The organism is Azospirillum sp. CT11-132, assembly GCF_047302835.1.
Classification (GTDB): domain Bacteria; phylum Pseudomonadota; class Alphaproteobacteria; order Azospirillales; family Azospirillaceae; genus Azospirillum.
In genome coordinates this window covers 7,501-28,271 of record NZ_JBGLZA010000003.1, presented here as the reverse complement: position 1 = coordinate 28,271, position 20,771 = coordinate 7,501, and the positions used below count along the sequence as shown (strand labels likewise).

Annotated in this window: 19 protein-coding genes (1 of these 19 running past the window's edge); 9 read left to right on the top strand and 10 right to left on the bottom strand. The window is 69.1% G+C overall.

Features of this window, described 5'->3' with window-relative positions:
• The first annotated feature begins 8 nt into the window (after positions 1 to 8).
• Positions 9 to 1,796, top strand: a complete 1,788-nt coding sequence (locus ACCD06_RS05865; protein ID WP_413339461.1) for a tetratricopeptide repeat protein — start codon at positions 9 to 11, stop codon at positions 1,794 to 1,796.
• Here the strand turns inward: ACCD06_RS05865 and ACCD06_RS05860 are convergent.
• From ACCD06_RS05860 to ykgO, 10 genes are all read right to left on the bottom strand, one after another.
• Positions 1,787 to 3,103, bottom strand: coding sequence for a hydroxyacid-oxoacid transhydrogenase (locus tag ACCD06_RS05860; protein ID WP_413339459.1), 1,317 nt, complete (start codon positions 3,101 to 3,103; stop codon positions 1,787 to 1,789). The two genes, ACCD06_RS05865 and ACCD06_RS05860, sit on opposite strands and share 10 nt — an antisense overlap.
• Before the next feature lie 82 nt (positions 3,104 to 3,185).
• A complete protein-coding gene (locus ACCD06_RS05855; RefSeq protein WP_413339457.1) occupies positions 3,186 to 5,954 on the bottom strand; it encodes a DUF2339 domain-containing protein in 2,769 nt (922 codons plus the stop codon).
• A 132-nt stretch (positions 5,955 to 6,086) separates the two neighbouring features.
• On the bottom strand, positions 6,087 to 6,842 hold the full coding sequence (locus tag ACCD06_RS05850) for a DUF72 domain-containing protein (RefSeq protein ID WP_413339455.1): 756 nt from the start codon (positions 6,840 to 6,842) through the stop codon (positions 6,087 to 6,089).
• Positions 6,842 to 7,822, bottom strand: coding sequence for a cation diffusion facilitator family transporter (locus ACCD06_RS05845; protein ID WP_413339453.1), 981 nt, complete (start codon positions 7,820 to 7,822; stop codon positions 6,842 to 6,844). The genes ACCD06_RS05850 and ACCD06_RS05845 overlap by 1 nt, the downstream gene beginning before the upstream one ends.
• Positions 7,823 to 7,915: 93 nt before the next feature.
• On the bottom strand, positions 7,916 to 8,623 hold the full coding sequence (gene pcsA / locus ACCD06_RS05840; RefSeq protein WP_109075280.1) for a phosphatidylcholine synthase: 708 nt from the start codon (positions 8,621 to 8,623) through the stop codon (positions 7,916 to 7,918).
• Between the two features lie 195 nt (positions 8,624 to 8,818).
• Complete coding sequence (gene glcF / locus ACCD06_RS05835) at positions 8,819 to 10,144, bottom strand: glycolate oxidase subunit GlcF (protein ID WP_413339451.1); 1,326 nt, start codon at positions 10,142 to 10,144, stop codon at positions 8,819 to 8,821.
• A 17-nt stretch (positions 10,145 to 10,161) separates the two neighbouring features.
• On the bottom strand, positions 10,162 to 10,287 hold the full coding sequence (locus ACCD06_RS05830; protein WP_413339449.1) for an FAD-linked oxidase C-terminal domain-containing protein: 126 nt from the start codon (positions 10,285 to 10,287) through the stop codon (positions 10,162 to 10,164).
• A gap of 83 nt (positions 10,288 to 10,370) precedes the next feature.
• On the bottom strand, positions 10,371 to 11,459 hold the full coding sequence (locus ACCD06_RS05825; protein ID WP_413339447.1) for an FAD-binding protein: 1,089 nt from the start codon (positions 11,457 to 11,459) through the stop codon (positions 10,371 to 10,373).
• A gap of 16 nt (positions 11,460 to 11,475) precedes the next feature.
• Positions 11,476 to 12,963, bottom strand: coding sequence for an FAD-linked oxidase C-terminal domain-containing protein (locus ACCD06_RS05820; RefSeq protein ID WP_109075277.1), 1,488 nt, complete (start codon positions 12,961 to 12,963; stop codon positions 11,476 to 11,478).
• A gap of 237 nt (positions 12,964 to 13,200) precedes the next feature.
• Entirely contained in the window at positions 13,201 to 13,326 is a 126-nt protein-coding gene (gene ykgO, locus ACCD06_RS05815; RefSeq protein ID WP_012973122.1) for a type B 50S ribosomal protein L36, read from the bottom strand.
• 690 nt (positions 13,327 to 14,016) lie between these two features.
• Between ykgO and ACCD06_RS05810 the strand changes: the two genes are divergently transcribed.
• The 8 genes from ACCD06_RS05810 to tyrS all read left to right on the top strand — a co-directional run.
• Positions 14,017 to 14,985, top strand: coding sequence for a tripartite tricarboxylate transporter substrate binding protein (locus tag ACCD06_RS05810; RefSeq protein WP_413339443.1), 969 nt, complete (start codon positions 14,017 to 14,019; stop codon positions 14,983 to 14,985).
• Positions 14,986 to 15,239: 254 nt separating this feature from the next.
• Positions 15,240 to 15,956, top strand: a complete 717-nt coding sequence (locus ACCD06_RS05805; RefSeq protein WP_413339441.1) for a response regulator transcription factor — start codon at positions 15,240 to 15,242, stop codon at positions 15,954 to 15,956.
• Positions 15,953 to 17,392, top strand: coding sequence for an ATP-binding protein (locus ACCD06_RS05800; RefSeq protein ID WP_413339439.1), 1,440 nt, complete (start codon positions 15,953 to 15,955; stop codon positions 17,390 to 17,392). Before ACCD06_RS05805 ends, ACCD06_RS05800 begins: the two co-directional genes overlap by 4 nt.
• Positions 17,393 to 17,513: 121 nt before the next feature.
• On the top strand, positions 17,514 to 17,732 hold the full coding sequence (locus ACCD06_RS05795) for a hypothetical protein (protein WP_136705111.1): 219 nt from the start codon (positions 17,514 to 17,516) through the stop codon (positions 17,730 to 17,732).
• A 43-nt stretch (positions 17,733 to 17,775) separates the two neighbouring features.
• Positions 17,776 to 18,336 carry a cytochrome b gene (locus tag ACCD06_RS05790; protein WP_109075272.1) on the top strand — a complete coding sequence of 187 codons (561 nt, stop codon included), beginning with the start codon at positions 17,776 to 17,778 and terminating at the stop codon, positions 18,334 to 18,336.
• A 192-nt stretch (positions 18,337 to 18,528) separates the two neighbouring features.
• Positions 18,529 to 19,371, top strand: a complete 843-nt coding sequence (gene radC, locus ACCD06_RS05785) for a RadC family protein (RefSeq protein WP_413339436.1) — start codon at positions 18,529 to 18,531, stop codon at positions 19,369 to 19,371.
• Positions 19,372 to 19,487: 116 nt separating this feature from the next.
• Positions 19,488 to 20,147 carry a YcbK family protein gene (locus ACCD06_RS05780; protein ID WP_109075262.1) on the top strand — a complete coding sequence of 220 codons (660 nt, stop codon included), beginning with the start codon at positions 19,488 to 19,490 and terminating at the stop codon, positions 20,145 to 20,147.
• A gap of 232 nt (positions 20,148 to 20,379) precedes the next feature.
• Positions 20,380 to 20,771 carry the beginning of a tyrosine--tRNA ligase gene (tyrS, locus tag ACCD06_RS05775; RefSeq protein ID WP_413339434.1) on the top strand. Its footprint extends 856 nt past the window's final position, so only the first 392 of its 1,248 coding nucleotides appear in the window; its start codon is at positions 20,380 to 20,382; the stop codon falls past the right edge of the window.

Below are 20,771 nucleotides of genomic sequence, written 5' to 3'. Positions count from 1 at the left end.
AGAGGGCCATGGTCGGCGCACCGGCCCGCACGCAACACGCCTCGCTTGCGGGATACTCCACCCACGTGACACGATGCGCGCAATTCTTCCCAAGACTGCGCGTTACCATGACCGAAACGCTTTCCACATTCGCTGAAACGATCTGGGCATGGCTCAATGCCGAACAGAATGCGGGAGCGGTGTCCGCAGTGCTGGCCGTTCTGACGCTCGCGGGCGGTGCGGGTGGCTGGCTTTGGCGGCGCAAATCCACAGCGCCCGCACCGTACCAGACCGGCGGCACCTACGTCAGCGCCAGCACTGGCGGCGTCGGTGCGGGTGGATCGATGACCGGCAACACGATCACGACGAACCACGGCGCGACGCCGGAACAGATCGCCGCCATTTTCGCGGGCGTGCGGGATCTGTCCCAAAGCTCCGAAGCGAAGGCCATCGCCACCGCCGACCATTTCGGCACGATCAGTCGGGAGGCGCTGGCCTCCTTCTTCACCGTCCTGCGGCACGAACAGGTCCCACCCGAACATCTCACCGCCAAGCTGACCTCCATCGCCTTGCAATACCGCGAGATGGTGGAGCGTCTTACCGCGCTGGAGCAGGCCGCCGGCCCGGATGACCGCCCAACATTGGGAGAGGTCCGCGCCGCCATTGAAAAGGGCGATTACGATCACACCGAACGCCTGCTGGTCGGGCTGGAAAACGCCCAGGCCGCCGCCCGCGCCAAGGCGCAGGCCAACGCCGACGATCTCGCCCGCCGCCAGGCCGCCACCCGCGCCGAACGCGCGCGGCTGAGCACCCTGCGTTTCGACCACCGCGCCGCCGCCGACCATTTCCTCGCCGCCGCCAATCTCCTGCCCATCGGGGACACGAAAAAACGATGCGACTATCTCACCTCTTCCGCTGACGCCCTTCGGCAGCAGGGTGAGGAGCGGGGTGACAACGAGGCTCTGCGCACTGCAATTGTTCGATATCGCGAAGCCATGCCGCTACGAAGCGATCAACCCGATCTGTGGGCACGCGTTCAGAACAATCTTGGAAATGCGCTCCAGACGCTCGGTGAGTACGAGGGTGACAGTTCTCAACTGCGACAGGGTATCGACGCCCGGAATAGCGCTTTACTCGAACTCACCCGCGACCGCACCCCCCTTCAATGGGCCGGAATACAGAGCAATCTTGGCAACGCACTCTCAATCCTTGGCGAGCGCGAGGATGACCGCGTGTTGCTAGGGCAGGCTGTGGAAGCCTACAAAAACGCATTGCTCGAACTCACCCGTGATCGCACCCCCCTCCTATGGGCCAGCACGCAGAACAATTTCGGAGTTGCCCTGCATACGCTCGGGGAACACATCAACGATAGCATCCTGCTGCAGCAGGCTATGGATGCCTACAAAAGCGCCTTACTTGAATATACTCGGGAGCGTATTCCGCTCGAATGGGCAATGACACAGAACAATCTCGGCAATGCACTCTCAATAATTGGGGAGCGCGAGAAAGATAGCGCTCGATTGCGGCAGGCTGTCGGAGCCTACGAAAACGCTTTACTCGAACGAACCAGCGAGCGCGTTCCACTTGATTGGGCATCGACTCAGACCAACTTGGGCAGTGCCTTGCAGGCGCTTGCAGAACTGACCTGCGACATAGACAATGCAAAACAGGCCGTCGCCTCTCACGAAGCGGCTCTTAAGATCTTCGGGAATCTAAGAACCCCCTATTACATCACCGTCGCAACCAACAACCTCGCCGCCGCCCGCGCCACCCTCGCCAAGCTCGAAGGCAGCGCGGCCCCATCCCCTCACCAGTAACGCATCGCATCCGCGTACAGCCCGCGAAGGTCGTCCTCCGACACCGGGCGCGGGGCGATGGTCAGCAGGCGTTGCTGGGCGGCGGCTCCCTTGACCAGTCCCGGGATGTCGGCCTCGCCATAGCCCAGCGCCGACAGCCCGTTCGGCAGGCCGGTCGCTCGCATCATCGAAATCAGCCGCGTCGCCAGCAACTCGCCGCCATCCTCCGGCGAGGCCCCGTGCACATCCGCCCCCAGCGCCTCGGCGGCGCGCAGGTGCGCTTCCGGGGCGGCGGGGCCGGTGAAGCGGAAGGCGGCGGGGGCGTTCAGCACCACCGAGATGCCGTGCGGAACCATCGGCTCCACCGTCTCGTAGCCGGTGGCGGTGAAGCTGTGGTTCATCCCGGCCACCGAATAGGACATGGCGTGCGGGATGTGCACCCCGGCGTTGCCGAAGGCCAGACCGGCCAGCGTCGCCGCGAACATCAGGGCGTCGCGGGCCTCGGCGCAGTCGGGGTCGTTGACCGCCCGTTCCAGCCATTGCCCGCCCAGCCGGATCGCCTGCAGGCTGCCGATGTCCGACCACGGGTTGGCGCCCTGGTAGGGCGGACGGGCGGTCGGCGATTCAGGTTTCGGGCGGGAGCGGAAGGGGCGCGCGGTGTGGCTCTCGATGGCGTGGGTCAGCACGTCGAAGCCGGTGGCGGCGATGGCGCCGGGCGGCAGGCTGTCGATGGTGCGTGGATCGACGACGGCAAGGCTCGGCCGCAGGTAGCGCGACGAGATGCCGGTCTTCACCTGCTTTTCCACATGGTCGAAGATCGCCACGCCGGTGGTCTCGCTGCCGGTGCCGCAGGTGGTCGGACAGGCGATGTGCGGCTTGACCGGGCCGGGGACCGGGATGCCCTCCCCCAGCGGCTTGTTGACGTAAGCAAGGAAGTCGGCGGGATATGTGGCGTAGAGGTTGGCCGCCTTGGCGGTGTCGATCACCGACCCGCCGCCGATCGAGACATAGCCGTCGAAGCCGCCGTCCCGCGCGAAATCGGCGGCGTCGAGGAAGGACGCGCTGGTCGGCTCCACCCGGCAGCGGTCATAGACCACGGGATCCATGCCCGCCCGTTTCAGCGAGTCGAGCGCCATGGCGAAGGGCGCGGTTGCGGCAACCCGCGGGTCGGTGAACAGCGCCACCCGCGTCATGCCCAGCGAGACCGCGTCACCGCCCAGTTCGGCCAGCATGCCGGGGCCGAACTTCATCCGCGCCGCCTCGACGGTGAAGCCCTCCTCGCCGTCAGGCAGGATGGGATAGGCGTTGCCGTGCGTGTCGCTTGCCATGAGCACTGCTCCTCCGGTTGCACGGGCCGGGTTTGTCCCCGGCCCATCCTTGCCCGTATGGGAGCGTCCCGCGCCCGGCCTGTCAATGCGTCCGTTGGTCCAACAGATCATCTGTGGCTGGGAGCGGCGGCTCTGAAGGCGCACCGGCGGGCGGCGGGCGCAGCAGCCGCTGATAGAGCCAGCCGGTGCCGACGAGACAGAGGCCGAGGCCGAGGAAGGAGGCGACGCGGTACATCCCCTCCAGGTCGGACATGTCGCTGAGGAACACCTTGGCGACCACCGCCAGCACGAGGACAAGCCCGGCATGGCGCATCCAGCCCCAGCCGAAGCGGATGCCCACCACCAGCATCGCCACCGCGAACAGCAGGAAGCCGGCGGAATAGCTGTACCATTCGGCGTCCGACATCTCGTAGCCGGACAGGACCGGACCCTGGAAGGCGCGGCGGATCTCCAGCGCCAGATTGGTGGCGATCAGCAGCAGCGGCAGAACCGGAGCGGCGCTGCGCAAGGACCGCGACCGCGGCGGGTCGTACCACAGATAGACCAGCCCCAGCAGGGCCGGCGCGCCATAGGCCAGCAGCAGCCGGTTGACCACCGGCCAGGTGCCGACCCATTCGTCGTTCCACAGCGGGTTCAGCGCGGTCAGATGCAGGAAGACGGCGTTGAAGGCGGCCAGCAGCACCAGCAGGCGCCGACCCCACACCGCGACGGGCCGCGCGCTCCACCGCCGGTCGGCCGCCAGCAGCAGGGCGAGGCTGAGCCAGGACAGGGTGTGCAGCGCCACCTCCGCCAGGGTGGACGGCGCCTCATCAAGGCTGCCGGTCATCCAGCGGTGAATGCCCAGCGACAGCATCAGGGTGGTGAAGATCAGGGCGCCGGCCTCCAGCACCATCACCACCAGATCGTCGCCTCTGCCGCCCTTATCTTGGCCATCCGGCGCCGAGCGCATCCAGCGCGCCGCCGCCAGGAATCCCAGCGCCGGCAGCCCATAGCCGTAGGCGATCCAGCCATAGCCTTCGTAATCCAGCACATATGGATTGACCGCCAGCCGCACCAGCACCGCCACCGCCACCAGCAGGGTGACGCCGCGCAGCTCGCGCAGGTTCAGCTGCCGCTCCAGCCATGCCAGCACCGGCACCTGCATCGCCAGCGCGACCGTCAGCCACGCCTCCTGCAGGACCATGGTGGCGCCCAGCGCGATGGCGCCGGTGGCCCCGGCGGCGAAGGCGGCCAGCCCCAGCGAGGCGCCCGGCCGGTGGCGGTGGCGGGCCAGCGGCGTGGTGGCGCCGACCAGCAGAGCGGCAAGGCCAAGCGCGGCGGCCGGCCAGCCGATGGCCGTTTCCGGCGGTGCCACCTGGGCATAGGCCAGAGTCAGCAGGGCCAGCGGCACCAGCGCCGACAGGGAGGCCCACAGGGCGGCCCGCCGCGCGTCCCACAGGGCGATGAAGCCGCCGATGCCGAACAGGGCGGCGAATCCGCCCGCCACCCACAGGAAATGCGCGACCGCCGCCGGATAGCCGGCCGGATCGGCAACGATCAGTGGCTGGCCGTCCGCGTTCAGCGGCGGCGGGCTGGCGGGGACATAGGGCAGGCTCCAGGGCGCCAGCGCCAGCAGCACGCTCAGCGCGGCGATCCAGGCGACGCCGGCGATCCGCTCCGTCCGCCGGCCGGCGACCATCGCCAACAGGGCGAACAGGCCGAGCACGACCAGCGACACCGAGCCGTGGTCGTCGATCCAGGTGACCGCAGCGACCAGCAGGCCGAACACCCGCATCGCCATCATCGCCAGCCGGTCGGCGGGATGGCGCTGCTTGCGCCGGATCCAGTCGGGCAGCGCGCGGCGCCAGCCGGTGGCGGGTGCGGGCTCCGGCGGCGTCTGGTCCAGCACGCCCAGTACCGCCGGCACCAGGAACAGCGCCGAGGTCAGCAGCAGGTAGATGCCGGTCGGCAGCGCGTCGCCGCTGCGCCAGGGGTCGATCAGCCAAAGCAGCGGCCAAAGGGCCGCGCCGGTCAGCGCGCCCCAGCCGAGCCAGCGCCAGCCGCGATACAGCACCACCGCCATTCCCGCCCCGTTCAGCGCCAGCAGATAGGCGAACAGGCCCCAGGCGTCGGGATTGTCCGTCGACACCAGCAGGGGAGAGACATAGCCGGCCAGCAGCCCCAGCGCCCCGATGAGCGGCCCCTGCAGCAGCGACAGCCCGATGCCGATCAGCGACAGGGCGGCCAGCAACGCGAAGGCGACCAGCGGCGCGAACAGGCCGAACAGGGCGAATCCGCCATAGACGCTGATGAAGGCGGTGAACAGGCCGGCGGCGGTCAGGGCCGGCGGCACGTAATCCGGCTGCAGGGCGGCGACGGCGCGCTGCATCGGCCGGCGGCGCAGCCACTCGCCCCCCACCATCAGCCCGAAGCCGGCGAGCAGCCCGAGCGCGACGCGGACGCTCGGCCCGAGCCAGCCGTGATCGACCGACAGCTTGATGAAGAAGGCCGCCGCCAGCGCCATGGTGCCGCCGCCGAGCCAGATCAGCCAGCGCGAGGCCAGCGATTCTTCCAACTCGCGCCAACCCGCCCGCGCCGGGGCCGGGGCGGTGGGTGGCGGTGGAAGGGCTGGCAGTTCTTCGGCTTCGGACGCGAAGACCGGTTCGCCGACCTCCTCCTCGGGAAGTGCTTCGACCTCGGGGACGGCCTCGTCGGCGGGTACAGCCTCGGCGGGGGAGGGTGGCAGCGCGCCGGCCAGCGCCTTGTCCAACCTGCCGCGCAGGAGGGCGATTTCAGCCGCCTGTGCCTTCAACCGCCGGTCCAGCCGGTGGGTGATGAAGCCGAAGATCAGCAGTAGAACAACGAACTCCATGACCGCACCGCCTGCACGACGTTGCCCCTCTATCGGGGGCGTTTTGCCGCAGCATAGCCTTGCAACAATGCACTGTCTCGGTCGTGCTGGAGGCTCCCTCCAAAGGAGAGTCCGCCGATAATCGAGCGTTTCTCAGCGCTGGGCGACGGGCGGTTCCATTCCCAGCCGCGCCATCGTCGCCAGCGCGTCGTCGACGGCGTGGAAGTCGGCGGTGTTGTCGAAGACGCACCAGACCGGCCGCAGCGCAGCCTCCGCCGACAGCTTCTCGGCCAGCGCGTCAAGCACCGCCGGCTCGTAGGCGGAGCGGTAGATCACCGGCGACCCGTGCAGCCGCCAGTAACGCATCCCATCCCAGCCGCCCGGCTCGCCGGCTCCCGGCACCGGGGCAGGATCGGCGGCGACGCGGGCGACGCGATGGGCGGCCAGCAGCGATTCGGCCGCGTCGGTGAACCAGGAGGCGTGGCGCGGCTCGCATACCACGTCGCCGTCGAAACGGGCGCGCAGCAGGGCGAAGAAATCCTCCGCCACCCCACGGTCGAACCGCAGGCTGGGCGGCAGTTGGACCAGAAGCGGACCGAAACGGTCGCCCAGCATCCCGGCCTCAGCCAGGAAGCGGTCCAGCGCCGCCTCCGTGCCGACCAGCCGGGCTTCGTGGCTGATCGCCTTGGGCAGCTTCACCGCGAAGCGGAAGCCGAGCGGGGTGGAGGCCGCCCAGCGTGCCCAGGTCTCCGGCTTGTGCGGGCGATAGAAGCTGCTGTTCACCTCGGTCATCGGCATGACGCGGGCGGTGCGTTCCAGATGGGTGCCCTCGACCGGGAAGCCCGGGGCCGAGAGCTTCGGGATGCTCCAGCCGGCGGTGCCGATGCGGATCGGGTGGGCCGTCGCCATCACTCGGCGGGAAGCCCCTGCGCCGGGGCGGTTCCGTCATCCGCCTGCCGGCCATCTTCCTGCCGGCCCCGGCGGGCGCGCAGCGACTCGGCCTCGACGAAGATTCGGCGGACGACCGGGTATTGGCTGCGGATGCGGCTTTCCAGCGTGCAGACGGCGTCCTCCACCTCGCGGGCGTTCAGGCTGTCCTGGAACTCCACCGACAGGTTCAGCAGCACGTCGTCGGGACCCATATGCATGGTCAGCACGTCGAGCGGGCGCTTCACCCGCGCCTCCTCGCCAACGATGCGGCGGATGCCCTCGACGATGCGGCGGTCGGCCGACTCGCCGATCAGCAGCCCCTTCGACTCGTAGGCGAGCAGCGCGGCGACGATCGCCAGCACGACGCCGATGGCGATGGAGGCATAGGCGTCGTAGATGGGATTGCCGGTCGCCTCGCCCAGATAGAGGCCGATGCCGGCGATCAGCAGGCCGATCAGCGCCGCGGTGTCCTCCAGCAGCACGACGAAGACCGACGGGTTCTTCGACCGGTGGAGCGCCGACAGGATGCCGACGCCGCTCTGGGTACGGCGGAACTCGCGCAGCGCGACGAACCAGGAAAAGCCTTCGAACAGCACGGCGAAGCCCAGCACGGCGAAATTCACCCAGGGGCTTTCCACCGGCTCCGGGTTGGACAGGGCGTGCCAGCCGTCATAGACGGACAGGCCGGCGCCGATGCCGAACAGCAGCACGGCGACCACGAAGGACCAGAAATAGACCTCGCGCCCATGGCCGAACGGATGCTGAGGCGTCGGCGGACGGCGGGCGCGGCGGATGCCGTAGAGCAGCAACAGCTGGTTGCCGCTGTCGACGACGGAATGGATCGCCTCGCTGAACATGGCGGCGCTGCCGGTCATCGCGCTGGCGACGAACTTGGTCAGCGCAATCATCAGATTGCCGCCGAGCGCGGCGAGCACGACCTTGGTGGAGCCTTCGGCCAAAGCGGGAACCCTTCGCTGGAGCGGATGCCGGACTGCCCATGAGCAACGTCCGCCGGCCGTCCCGGTTCCCCCGCGACTCCCTTTAGGCCCTCATCAGGGACCGCGCAGAGTCCGCCAGGCGCAGACCGCGGCGTAATAGACCGAGGTCGCCAGCCACAGGCCGAACAGCCAGCCCGGCCGCGCCGGCTCCAGCACCACCAGCGCGATGCAGCAGAGCAGCCAGACCGTAGTGACGCCGATGTTCAGCGGCATCAGCGCCTTGACGCGGAAGGGATGCAGGAACTTGACCGTGGTGAAGGTCAGCAGCCCCAGCGCCACCACCACCGCAGCGTTGAACCAGGGGCTGAGGTCGAGCAGCCACAGATAGAGGGCCACAACGTTCCAGATCGCCGGGAAGCCGACGAAATAATTGTCGCCGCTCTTCATCCCGACATTGGCGAAGCAATAGAGCGCGGTCAGCAGGACCCAGGCGGCCAGCGCGATGCTGATCAGCCCCTCCGGCAGGAGGCCGAAGCGGTGCATGAACACCGCCGGCACGACGACATAGGTCAGGTAGTCGATCACGAGGTCCAGCGCCGACCCGTCGATGCCCGGCAGCACCTGCTTGACCGAGACGCGGCGGGCCAGCGTGCCGTCGACGCCGTCGACGACCAGCGCGATGCCCAGCCACATCAGGCACAGCTTGGCGTCACCCGCCGCCGCCGCCAGCAGACCGAGCAGCCCCAGCACGGCGCCGCTGGCCGTGAAGATGTGAACACCCCAAGCCGACAGGCGTTGGGTGATTCCGTAGGCGGCGCTCATGCTGATGTTTTCCGTGGGTGGCAAGGACAAGGTGATGACCTGAACGGGGCGGGGATGGGAGGATGGGCGGTGGAGCGGGCGGATTTTCTGACACAGATGAACTTAGATAAACACAGAATTGTGGGGGTACGGAACCCCCGGCTCCGCCCACGCTGACGTGCGCCCCGGTCCTTGCCGCCCTCCCCGCCCTGCCGCTCAGGCCGCCCGCGCGCCACCCTGGCGGAAGGCGGCGCGGCCGGCCAGCGCGTCGGGCATCGGGCCGCCGGTCGCCCAATCCAGCAACTCCACCGTGTGGACCACCGGCAGTCCGGTGCCGCCTGCGATCTGGGTGATGCAGCCGAGATTGCCGGCCGCCACCGCCTGGGCCTGCGTGCTTTCGATGGCGGCGACCTTGCGGTCGCGCAGTTCCCCCGCCAGTTCCGGCTGCAGCATGTTGTAGGTGCCGGCCGACCCGCAGCAGAGATGGGCGTCCGGAATCTCCTTCACCAGGAAGCCGGCGGCACGCAGCAGGGCGCGCGGCGGCTCCTTGATGCGCTGGCCATGCTGCATCGAACAGGCGGAGTGGTAGGCGACCGCCTGCCCCGTCTCCACCACCGGCCGGGCCAAGCCGATCTCGTCCATCAGTTCGGTCACGTCCTTCGCCAGCGACGCCACCCGTGCCGCCTTGGCGGCATAGGCGGAGTCCTCGCGGAACATGTGGCCGTAATCCTTGACGCTGGTGCCGCAGCCCGATGCGTTGATGACGATGGCGTCCAGCCCCTCGCCGTCGATCTCCTTCGTCCAGGCGTCGATGGTCTTCTTCGCGGCGGCGTGGGCAAGGTCCTCCTTGCCCATGTGGTGCGTCAAGGCGCCGCAGCAGTCGGCGCCCTTGGACACCACCACCTCCACCCCGTGGCGGGTCAGCAGGCGGATGGTCGCCTCGTTGATCTGCGGCGCCAGCACCTGCTGGGCGCAGCCGATCAGCAGGGCCACGCGCTTCCTGCGCGGCCCCTCCGCCGGATGAACGCCGGGACGGTCGCTGTAGCTGGGCGCTGGGACGCTGGCCGGGGTCAGCGCCAGCATCGCCGACAGCCGCTTGGGCAGCATGACGCGGAACGGCCGGCCGAGCGATGCGCCCAGCAGGGCCATCCGGAACAGCCGAGGATTCGGCAGCACCCGCGCCAGCAGGTCGCGCACCGCCCGGTCGGCCGGCGGACGGCTGTGGGTCGCCTCGATATGGGCGCGGGCATGATCGACCAGATGCATGTAATGGACGCCCGACGGGCAGGTCGTCATGCAGGACAGGCAGGACAGGCAGCGGTCGATGTGCTTGACCGTGGTGTCGGGCGGCGGGCCGCCCTTCTCCAGCATGTCCTTGATCTGGTAGATGCGGCCGCGCGGGCTGTCCAGTTCGTCACCAAGGATGGTGTAGGTCGGACAGGTCGCGGTGCAGAAGCCGCAATGCACGCATTTGCGCAGGATCTGGTCCGATTCGCGGATCGCGGCATCGGCCAGTTGGGCCAGCGAGAAGTTCGTTTGCATCGAGATCGGTCTTCCCGTTACAGCCCCGCATACATGCGGCCGGGGTTGAGGATGCCCTTGGGGTCGAAGCTCTCCTTCACCCGGCGGCTGAGCGCCATCAGCGGCTCGGGCAAGGGCTGGAACACGTCCGTCGCCGCGCGCACCGCCTCCGGCGCCCGCACCAGCGTGGCGTGGCCGCCGGCGGAGAGAGCCGCACGGATGGTTGCCGCCGAGTCGGGCGGCGCCGTCAGCCAGACCAGCCCGCCGCCCCAGTCATAGAAGACCTCGACGTCGAGCGTCCGGCGGATGGTCTCGACGGTGGAGGGGCCGGTGGAGGGGGGACGGAGAGTTTCCAGAGGTGGGAGGTGTCGCTGCGGTTGCCCCCACCCCGACCCTCCCCCGCTGGGCGGGGGAGGGAGTCAGGTGCTGATGCGGCAGAGCGACGATAGTCCCCTCCCCCGCCCAGCGGGGGAGGGTTAGGGTGGGGGTCCGTACCCGCACCCAACCACCCCCCATCCCGAACCTCGCGCCAGAGCGCCAACGACTCGTCGCGGCCCAGCACGGCGTCGGCCCGCAACTCCTCGCGCAGCATGGTGACGCGCGCGGCGACCGAGGGGCCGAAGCCCTCCAGACGCACCAGCGTCACCGCCCCGCCCGCTCCCGCCACGTCGGCCACCCCCGACCGCGCGGCGGTCCCCGCCGGCAGATGGGCGGCGCCCGACACCTCGTAGGGGCTGCGCAGCGCGCGGTCGAGCATCGCCACCGCCGCCGCGTCGTCCAGCCCGAACAGCAGCAGAGTCGCGGTGTCCTCCGGCGCCGGCAGCACCTTCACCGTGATCTCGGTCAGCGCGGTCAGCGTGCCGAAGGAGCCCGCCATCAGCTTGGGCACATCATAGCCGGTGACGTTCTTCACCACCTTGCCGCCGCCCTTGTAGGCCTCGGCCCGGCCGCTGACGCCGGCGATCCCCAGCGTGTGGTCGCGGGCCGATCCGGCGGAAATGCGGCGCGGACCGGCCAGCCCGCTGGCGACCAGACCGCCCAAAGTTCCTCCTTCGGGAGGCTCGAAGGCCAGATGCTGCCCACGGTCGGCCAGCAGGACGCGGATGGTGTCCATCGGCGTGCCGGCCAGCGCGGTCAGCACCAGTTCCTCCGGCTCATAGGCGATGACACCGGACAGGCCCGACAGGTCGAGCACGTGGCCGGCCTGCACCGGGCGGCCCAGCCCGCGGCGGCTGCCGCTGCCCAGGATTTCCAGCGGTTCGCCGGCCGACAGAGCCCAGCGCACCGCGTCGGTCACCTGCGCGGCGGTCTCCGGCTTCAATGTGGTGATGGTCATGACGGACAGCGGCCCTTCAGAAGCGCGGGATGTCGGGGAAGCGCAGTTCCCCCTGGTGGACATGCAGCCGGCCAAGCTCGGCGCAACGGTGCAGCGTGGGGAAGACCTTGCCGGGGTTCAGCAGACCGTCGGGGTCGAAGGCGCATTTCAGCCGCTGCTGCTGCTGGAGGTCGGCCTCGTCGAACTGGTCGGTCATCAGGTCGCGCTTCTCCACGCCGACCCCATGCTCGCCGGTCAGCACGCCGCCGACCTCGACGCACAGGCGCAGGATGTCGTTGCCGAACTCCTCCGCCGCCTCCAGCTCGCCCGGCTTGTTGGCGTCGTAGAGGATCAGCGGGTGCAGGTTGCCGTCGCCGGCATGGAAGACGTTGGCGACCCGCAGGCCGCAGCGGTCCGACATCTCCTGCATCCGTTGCAGCACCAGCGGCAGCGCCTTGCGCGGGATGGTGCCGTCCATGCAGTAGTAGTCGGGGCTGATCCGCCCCACCGCCGGGAAGGCGGCCTTGCGCCCGGCCCAGAAGGCCAGCCGCTCTTCCTCGCTGGTCGACACGCGGGCATAGCAGGCGCCCTTGTCGCGCGCGATGGCCTCCACCCGGTCGATCAGGTGGTCGACCTCCGCCGCCGGTCCGTCCAGCTCGACGATCAGCAGCGCCTCGACGTCCAGCGGGTAGCCGGCATGGACGAAGGCCTCCGCCGCGTGGATGGCGGGGCGGTCCATCATTTCCATGCCGCCGGGGATGATGCCGGCGGCGATGATCGCCGCCACGCAGTCGCCACCCTGCTCGCTGGTCGGGAAGCCCAGCAGCACGGCGCGGGCGGTCGCCGGCTTCTTCAATATGCGCACCGTGACCTCGGTCACCACGCCCAGCAGCCCCTCCGACCCGGTGATGATTCCCATCAGGTCATAACCGCCGGCGTCCAGATGCTTGCCGCCCAGCCGGATGACGGTGCCGTCCATCAGCACCATCTCCAGCCCCAGCACATTGTTGGTGGTCAGCCCGTATTTCAGGCAGTGCACGCCGCCGGAATTCTCGGCGATGTTGCCGCCTATGGTGCAGGCGATCTGGCTGGACGGATCGGGGGCGTAATAGAAGCCCTCATGCGCCACGGCGTTGGAGATGCCGAGATTGGTCACCCCCGGCTGCACGGTGACGCAGCGGTTGGCATAGTCGATGTCGAGAATGCGCTTGAACTTGCCCATGCCCAGCAGCACGCCGTCGGCCAGCGGCAGGGCGCCGCCGGACAGCGAGGTGCCGGCGCCGCGCGGCACCACCTTCACCCCCATCGCCTTGCAGGCCTTCAGGACCTGCGACACCTGCTCCACCGTGCTGGGCAGAACGGCGACCATCGGCAGCTGGCGGAAGGCGGTCAGGCCGTCGCATTCATAGGCGCGCAGCTCGTTCTCGTCGACGATCACGCCTTCGCCGGGAACGATGGCGCGCAGCGCCTCCACGATCTCCCGGCGGCGGGCGATGATCCCGCTGTCCGGCACCGGCATCTTCATGGCGGGCGGTCCTTATCCCGTTGCGGCGAACTCGTCCGCCACACGTACCATCCGCCGCGATCCTAATACAAGACGATGCCGTTCCCGATTCCGGAGGCCCCGATTCCGGAGGCCCCGATACCGAAGCCCCAAAACGCAAGAGCCGCACCCGAAGGCGCGGCTCTTGCGTAAACACCCGATGACGGGGAGGCTGGGCGCGATGCCCGGCCTCGCAGTCGATCGACCCTTGCGGATCGATCAGCCCTGGCGGGCCTTGAAACGGGGGTTCTGCTTGTTGATGACGTAGACGCGGCCCTTGCGGCGGATCACGCGGCAGGCCTTATGGCGCGTCTTCATCGACTTCAGGGAGTTGACGATTTTCATGATGCTGTTCCTGAACGCTCGGCGGCTCGATTGAAGGCGCGCACCATAGTGCGGTGCCCACCAACTGTCAACGCCCGGGAATGGCCCGGAATGCCGTCCTTTTCCATCGGCCTGCCGCCGCCCGTTCCGCCGTCCGCGGCCCATCCGGCGCCACAGCCGCGAGTACCGATGAATGCGTCGCATATCAAGGGCCGATAAAGATTTCATTGCCCTCCCGAATAAAGGGAAAACCCCGACGCCAAGGCGCCAAAGCATATCGGGAACCTGCAACTCTGCGTTAAGGGTCGTCGGCGACCGGGCGGCGGAAGACGACTGTCCGACGACGATTCTCGACTTCCCATAGCCAGGAACGGCAAAGCAAAACCTTCTGACTTCCGCGACATATTTACAGTACATATTTGGGCAAGCCCATCCCTGTCATCAATCATACCTGAGCTTCTGCGGTGTATTGACGCGATGACGCGAAGCCATATGCTTCAGCATTGAAGGATTGTTCTTGCTGAATTAGGAACAATCCCAGATATTCCGCGGCAGCCGGACCGTCGCCATGGGCGATTACAGCGAACCCGCCGGGATGGCTGCCGTTTTGTGTCGAATCGGCCTGGATGCCGCTCCTTGCCGCCCGGCAAGCCGCCTCCGGCCCGCCAGCGTGGCGCATCGCAGCACGGCGCATCGTCGAAGGGGGGGACCATGACGTTCTGGAAAGCTCTGACCCTGGCATCCGTGGCCGGCGCCCTGTTCCTGTCGGCGACGCATGCCCAGGCGGCCTATCCGGAGAGGCCGGTCACGATGATCGTCGCATTCGGCACGGGCGGCGGCACCGACCTGCTGGTCCGTGCGCTGGTGCCCGTTCTCGAACGGCATCTGGGCAACGGCGCCCGGATCGAGGTGGTGAACAAGCCCGGCGCCGGCGGCGAGATCGGCTTCGCCGCCATCGCCGACGCTGCTCCCGACGGCTACACCATCGGCGCCATCAACTCGCCCAACGTCAACGCCATCCCGATCGAACGCCAGGCCCGCTATTCGCTGGACCGGCTCGACCCGCTCTACAATCTGGTGGACGATCCCGGCGCCTTCGCCGTCCATCAGGACAGCCCATTCCGCTCGCTGGCCGACGTCGCCGCCTTCGCCAGGGCCAATCCCGACAGCGTGACGGTCGGCACCACCGGCATCGGCTCCGACGACCATCTGGCGATGCTGATGTTCCAGCGTCAGGCCGGCGTGACCTTCACCCATGTGCCCTTCCAGGGCTCCGCCGCCAACGAGGCGGCGCTGGCCAACAAGAAGATCATGCTGAGCGGCGTGAATGTCGGCGAGGCGATGCAGTACAAGAAGAAGGACCGCATCCGCATCCTGGGCGTGATGACCGAGCGGCGGCAGGAGCAGGTGCCGGACATTCCCACCTTCGCGGAGCAGGGCTTCCCCACGCTGATGTCGTCGTTGCGCGGCATCGCCGCCCCGCGGGGCCTGCCGCCCGACGTACGGGCGAAGCTGATCGATGCGCTGGCCGGCGCCACCAAGGATCCGGCTTTCCAGGCCAGCATGAAGGATCTGTATCAGCAGCTTCGCCTGCTGCCTCCCGACCAGTACGCCGCCGAGCTGGCCAGATCGACCAACGCCCTGCGCGACCTGTGGGCCACCGCGCCCTGGCTGAGGTGAGAGTTTATGAGCTTGTATCGACTCCTGCCGACGTCTCTCGGCCGTCATTCCCGCGACGGCGGGAATCCAGCCAATTCAAAATCTTAGGCACGGAACCGCCTGGTTCCCCGCCTTCGCGGGGATGACGGCCGATAACAGCCTCGACTAGCAAAATCTGAACCCGCCCTGCCCCCATCCCGCCTCGCTTGCAGTCGCCGGGCAAAAGGCGGAAAGTCGCGGCGACCGCATCCCGCCCACGGCTCCGGAACTTCCCCTTGCGGCTGCTGCTGATCGAAGACAACCGCCGGCTGGCGTCCCTGACCGCCGAGGGGCTGCGCAAGGCCGGATTCGCCGTCGACCTCGTCCACAGCGCGGAGGATGCGTCGGCCGCCCTGGCGGTCGCCGGTTTCGACGCGGTCCTGCTCGACCTCGGCCTGCCCGACGCCGACGGGCTGACCCTGCTGTCGGCGCTGCGGGCGCGGGCCGACACCACCCCGGTGCTGATCCTGACCGCCCGCGATGGGGTGGACGACCGGGTCAGGGGCCTGAACCTGGGGGCCGACGACTATCTGCTGAAGCCCTTCGCGCTGGAGGAGCTGGTGGCCCGCATCCGCGCCCTGCTGCGCCGGCCGGGGGCGGCGCTGGGCATGGTGCTGCAACAGGGCAACGTCGCCTTCGATTCGGCCGCGCGTCTGGCAACCGTCGCCGGCCGGCCGCTGGACCTCAGCCGGCGCGAGCTTGACGCGCTGGAGCTGCTGCTGCGGCGCGCCGGCCGGGTGGTGTCGAAGGCGGCGCTGGAAAACGGCCTCTACGGCTTTGGCGACGAGGTCGGGTCGAACGCGGTCGAGGTGCTGATCCACCGGCTGCGCAAGCGGCTGCAGGCCGCCGGTGCGACCGCCGGCGTCCAGACCTTGCGCGGCATCGGCTATATCCTGACCGAAGCCCCGGCGGAGGTTGGCGGGGAGGACGGGGGCCAGGAGAACGGGAGATGAGCGCCGGCGCGAAGGAAAACCGCCCGCCGTCCCTGCTGGCGGCCATCGCGCGCTGGCTGGTGCTGGTCACGCTGCTGGCGGTCGCCACCACGGCGCTGCTGCTCTATGTCGAGTTCAAGGGCACCCACGACCGCATGCGCCAGCGGACCCTGTCCGGCGTCGCCCGCGTCATCGAGAAGGCGATTCGCGGGCCCGACGACCAGAAGAAGGATGGCCGGCTGAACACCGACCTGCCCGAGTCGGTGCGCGCGATGCTGCGGGTGAATGCCGCCTCCTTCGCCGTGGTCGATGGGAATGACCGGCTGCTGCTCGGCTCCGACGGCGTCGATGGACCGCTCGACCCCAGCGCGACGGACCGGCCGCGGAACGTCTTCCGCGTGCCGGCGCAGAATGGAGAACCGCCGCTCTACGGGCTCAGCCACCGCATCACCGTCGGCGGCCAGCCCTATTGGATCCAGGTGGCCTCCGGCGAGGAGGAGCTGCACATCGAATGGCTGCTGGAGGAGTTCATCGAGCATTTCGGCTGGATCTGGCTGCCCTTCGCCCTGGTGCTGATCCTGGTCAACCTCGTCATCATCCATCGCGGCCTGCGCCCCTTGCGCCGCGCGTCGGCCCGCGCCGCCGCCATCGGGCCGGACAGCGTGTCGGAACGGCTGCCGGAACAGGGCATGCCGCGCGAGGTCCTGCCGCTGGTCCGCGCGGTCAACCTGGCGCTCGACCGGCTGGAGGCCGGATACGAGGCGCAGCGCGGCTTCATCGCCGACGCCGCGCACGAGCTGCGCACGCCGCTGGCGGTGCTGGACGCCCATCTGGCGCTGATCGGCACCCCCGGCGCCCCGATTCGCGAGGATGTCGCCGGCATGGCCCGGCTGGTGGACCAGCTGCTCGATCTGGCGCGGCTGGACGCCTTGCGCATCGCCCCCGACGATACGGTCGATCTCGCCCGGCTGGCGGTGGAGGTCTCGGCTCACCTCGCCCCGCTGGCGCTCGGGCAGGGGCGCCTGATCGAGGTGGTCGGCGACGACCGGCCGCTGCCGGTGCGCGGCGCCCATGATCCGCTGTTCCGCGCCCTGCGCAATCTGGTGGAAAACGCCGTCTGCCATGCCCCTGCCGGCAGCACGGTCAGCGTGGAGCTGGCGGTTTCGGCCGCCGGCGAGCCGGTGCTGCGGGTGATCGACCGCGGCCCCGGCATTCCGCCGGACATGCGCGCCCATGTGTTCGAACGCTTCTGGCAGGGCGGCCGGGACCGCGCCGACGGCTCCAAAGGTGCCGGATTGGGCCTGTCCATCGTCGCCCGCACGATGGCGGCCCATGGCGGCAGCGTCTCGGTCGAGGACACCCCCGGCGGCGGCGCCAGCTTCACCCTGCACTTTCCGCCTATGCAGCGGCGAACCGACGCAGGGCGCCCGATCCCGGCTGTCTCCGGCGCCCCGTAAGCCACATGTAAGCTTGGCAGGATAGACCGGTGGGGAATGCCCCTCCCCAGCCGCGCCGGCGTGATCGGCCCCGGCTCCCCACGCCGCTCTTGCCCCACCGCTCTTGCCAGGATGACCGCCAATGCTGTCCGCCACGTCCTCCGCCTCCCTGCCGTCGATGCCGTCGCCGCTGCAGAGCCGCCCGGCAACCCCGCCGGCCCCCACCGGGATCGACAGCGACGGCGACCGGGACAACGACACCCGCGAGAGCGCCGCCGCCCAGGCCGCCGAGTCGCGCGGGTCCGCTCCCAGCCTGCCCGCCGACCCCAACCGGGGCCGCACCCTGAACATCACCGCCTGAATGGAGGCGCGATCAACGCCGCCTTTCCACAGGAGTCCGTCCGATGCCCAACACCTACAGCGCAACCCAGAAAACCCTGCACTGGCTGATCGCCCTTCTGATCGTCGGCGTCTATCTGCTGACCTTCGGCGAGGACTTCTATGAACGCGGTCATCCGATGCGCGCCACGATCTGGTGGCTGCACATCTCCTTCGGCCTGTTGCTGTTGGGGCTGGTGCTGGCGCGGATCGGCCTGCGCTTCACCCGCGGCACGCCCGCCCTGCCGCCGGAGATGACGCCGGTCGAACGCGGCGCTTCCCAGGCCGTCCATCTCGGGCTCTACCTCCTGATGCTGGGCATTCCGCTGGTCGGCGTGGTGCTGACCTGGCTGCGTGGCGACACGCTGTCCTTCTTCGGCCTGTTCACCATCCCCTCCCCCGTCGAGGCCGACCGCACGCTGGGCCGCTCGGTGAAGGAGATCCACGAGCTTGGCGCCAACCTGATCCTTGCGCTCGCCGCTTTGCACGCGGCGGCGGCCCTGTGGCACCACTTCGTCCGCCGCGACAACGTCCTGACCCGCATGCTGCCCGGCCGGGGAAGCGAACAGCACGGCCTCGCCGACTGAACCAGGGGCGACCCACGGCTTTCCCCATCCGCGCGAGCGCGACCCCTGTGCGCTCGCGCGTTCAGACGCTATAGTCATCTCCATACAGATGCATGGCGATGACCGATGGCAGGACACAGGACGGCAGGACAAGCTTCGGGGGGACGCGGCCGGAAGGCGCGCGGAACGGCGGGCAAGGACGGCGGCGCGCAGATGGACGACGCCGGCCTGACCGCCGGCCTCCTGCCCCTCCCGGACCTGCTGTCGTCCCGGATCGATACCGCCTCCAATGCCGCCGCCAATGCCGCCACCGGCTCCCCATCCCCCGCCGCGGACAGCGGGGCGGAGGACGGGACGGAGGACGGCGATCCCCATTACCTCGACCACCGCAACCGGCTGCGCCGCCGCTTCCTCGACCGCGGCGCCGACGCGCTGGAGGATTACGAGCTGCTGGAGATGGTGCTGTTCGCCGCCAGCCCGCGGCGCGACGTGAAGCCGCTGGCCAAGCTGCTGATCCGCACCTTCGGCGACCTGTGGGGAGTGGTTAACGCTCCGCCCGAACGGCTGCGCGGTCTGAAGGCGGAGGGCGTGTCTCTCGGCACCGACAACGCCGTCGCCACCGTGCGCATCGTCGGTGCGGCGGCCCTGCGCGCCCTGCAGCAGCGGGTGATCGACCGGCCGGTGCTCGCCTCCTGGCAGGCACTGATCGACTATTGCGCCGCCGCCATGGCGCATGAACCGACGGAGCAGTTCCGCCTGCTGTTCCTCGACCGCAAGAACAAGCTGATCGCCGACGAGGTGCAGCAGCGCGGCACCATCGACCACACCCCCGTCTACCCGCGCGAGGTGGTGAAGCGGGCGCTGGAGTTGTCGGCCGCCGCCGTGATCCTGGTGCACAACCACCCCTCCGGCGACCCCACCCCCAGCCGCGCCGATGTCGAGATGACCAAGGAGATCGTCCGCGCCGGCAACGCCATCGGTCTCGTCGTCCACGACCATCTGGTGATCGGCAAGGGCGGCCGCCACACCAGCTTCAAGGCGCAACGCCTGCTGTGAAAGCCCGGCTCTCCCGCTTCTCATGCAGCCGCGCCATGCGCCGCCACTTTGCATTTGCGAATCGGTCGCCATTTTGTTGACCTGACGGTGCCCCGCCGAAGGAATCGACCGCCAGCATGTCCTCCTCGCCCTTGTCCTTGAAGCGCCGCAGCCTGTTGATCGGGTGCGGCGCGCTGGTTCTGATGTCCGACCGCGCGCTGGCCGCCCCGGCTGCGCCGCGCCGTCTCAGCCTGAAGAACCAGAACACCGGCGAATCCTTCGACGGCCCCTATCGCGACGCCTCCGGCCCGCTGCCCGACGCGATGGCCGATCTCGCCAAGTTCCTGCGCGACCACCACGCCAACAAGGAAGGGCCGGTCGACGTCGGCACGCTCGACTTCCTGGCCGACATACTGGAGGCGGTGGGTCAGTCCAAGGCGACCATCCTGTCGGCCTTCCGCACGCCGGAAACCAACGCCATGCTCGCCGCCCGCAGCCTGGGGGTGGCGGAACACAGCCAGCATCTGCTCGGCCGCGCCCTGGACGTCACCCTGTCGTCGCGCCTGCCCGACGCGCACCGTAGCGCGCTGGACCTCAAGCGCGGCGGCGTCGGCTGGTATCCGCGCTCGCATTTCCTGCACATCGACACCGGCCCGCTGCGCAGCTGGGAAATGTTCGGCCGGAATCTGGACGGGCTGTTCGCCCCCGGCGCCCGCAGCCCCCGCCTGCGCAGCGTGTCCCAGCGCATGCAGCTCCACCGCGCGCTGGCCCGCCGGCAGATGCTCGGGCGGCGGTGAGCGGGGGCCTGCATTGACCTGATGGGGGTGGATCTTTCCGGCATCCCCAGGTAGGACTGCCGCCATGACCGACCGCATCGCCCTCACCACCCCGATGTATTATCCGCCGCTCGCATAGCGCGGCGTCGATCGGTCATACCCGAAACCATGCCGTCGCAAGTCCGGCGGCCATGGTTCTCTCACGCGACAGAGACAGTCTCCGGACGGCCCGGCCAACCGTAGAGACGTCCCGATGCCGACCAGTTCCAGTGCCGCCGACTTCCTGCGCATCCTGCGCGAGCGCGGTTTCCTCCACCAATGCAGCGACCCGGCCGACGACCGGTCGGGCCTCGCCGCCGCGGCGCCGGGCGGGGTGCTGACCGCCTATGTCGGCTTCGACGCCACGGCGGCCAGCCTGCATGTCGGGCATCTGCTGTCGATCATGGCGCTGCGCTGGCTTCAGCGCACCGGCAACCGCCCCATCGTCCTGATCGGCGGCGGCACCACCAGGATCGGCGATCCCAGCTTCCGCGACACCACCCGGCCGATGCTGGACGATGCGCAGATTGCCGCCAATGCCGCCGGCCTGCGCGGTGTCTTCGGCCAATATCTGACCTTCGGGGACGGCCCCACTGATGCCGTCAT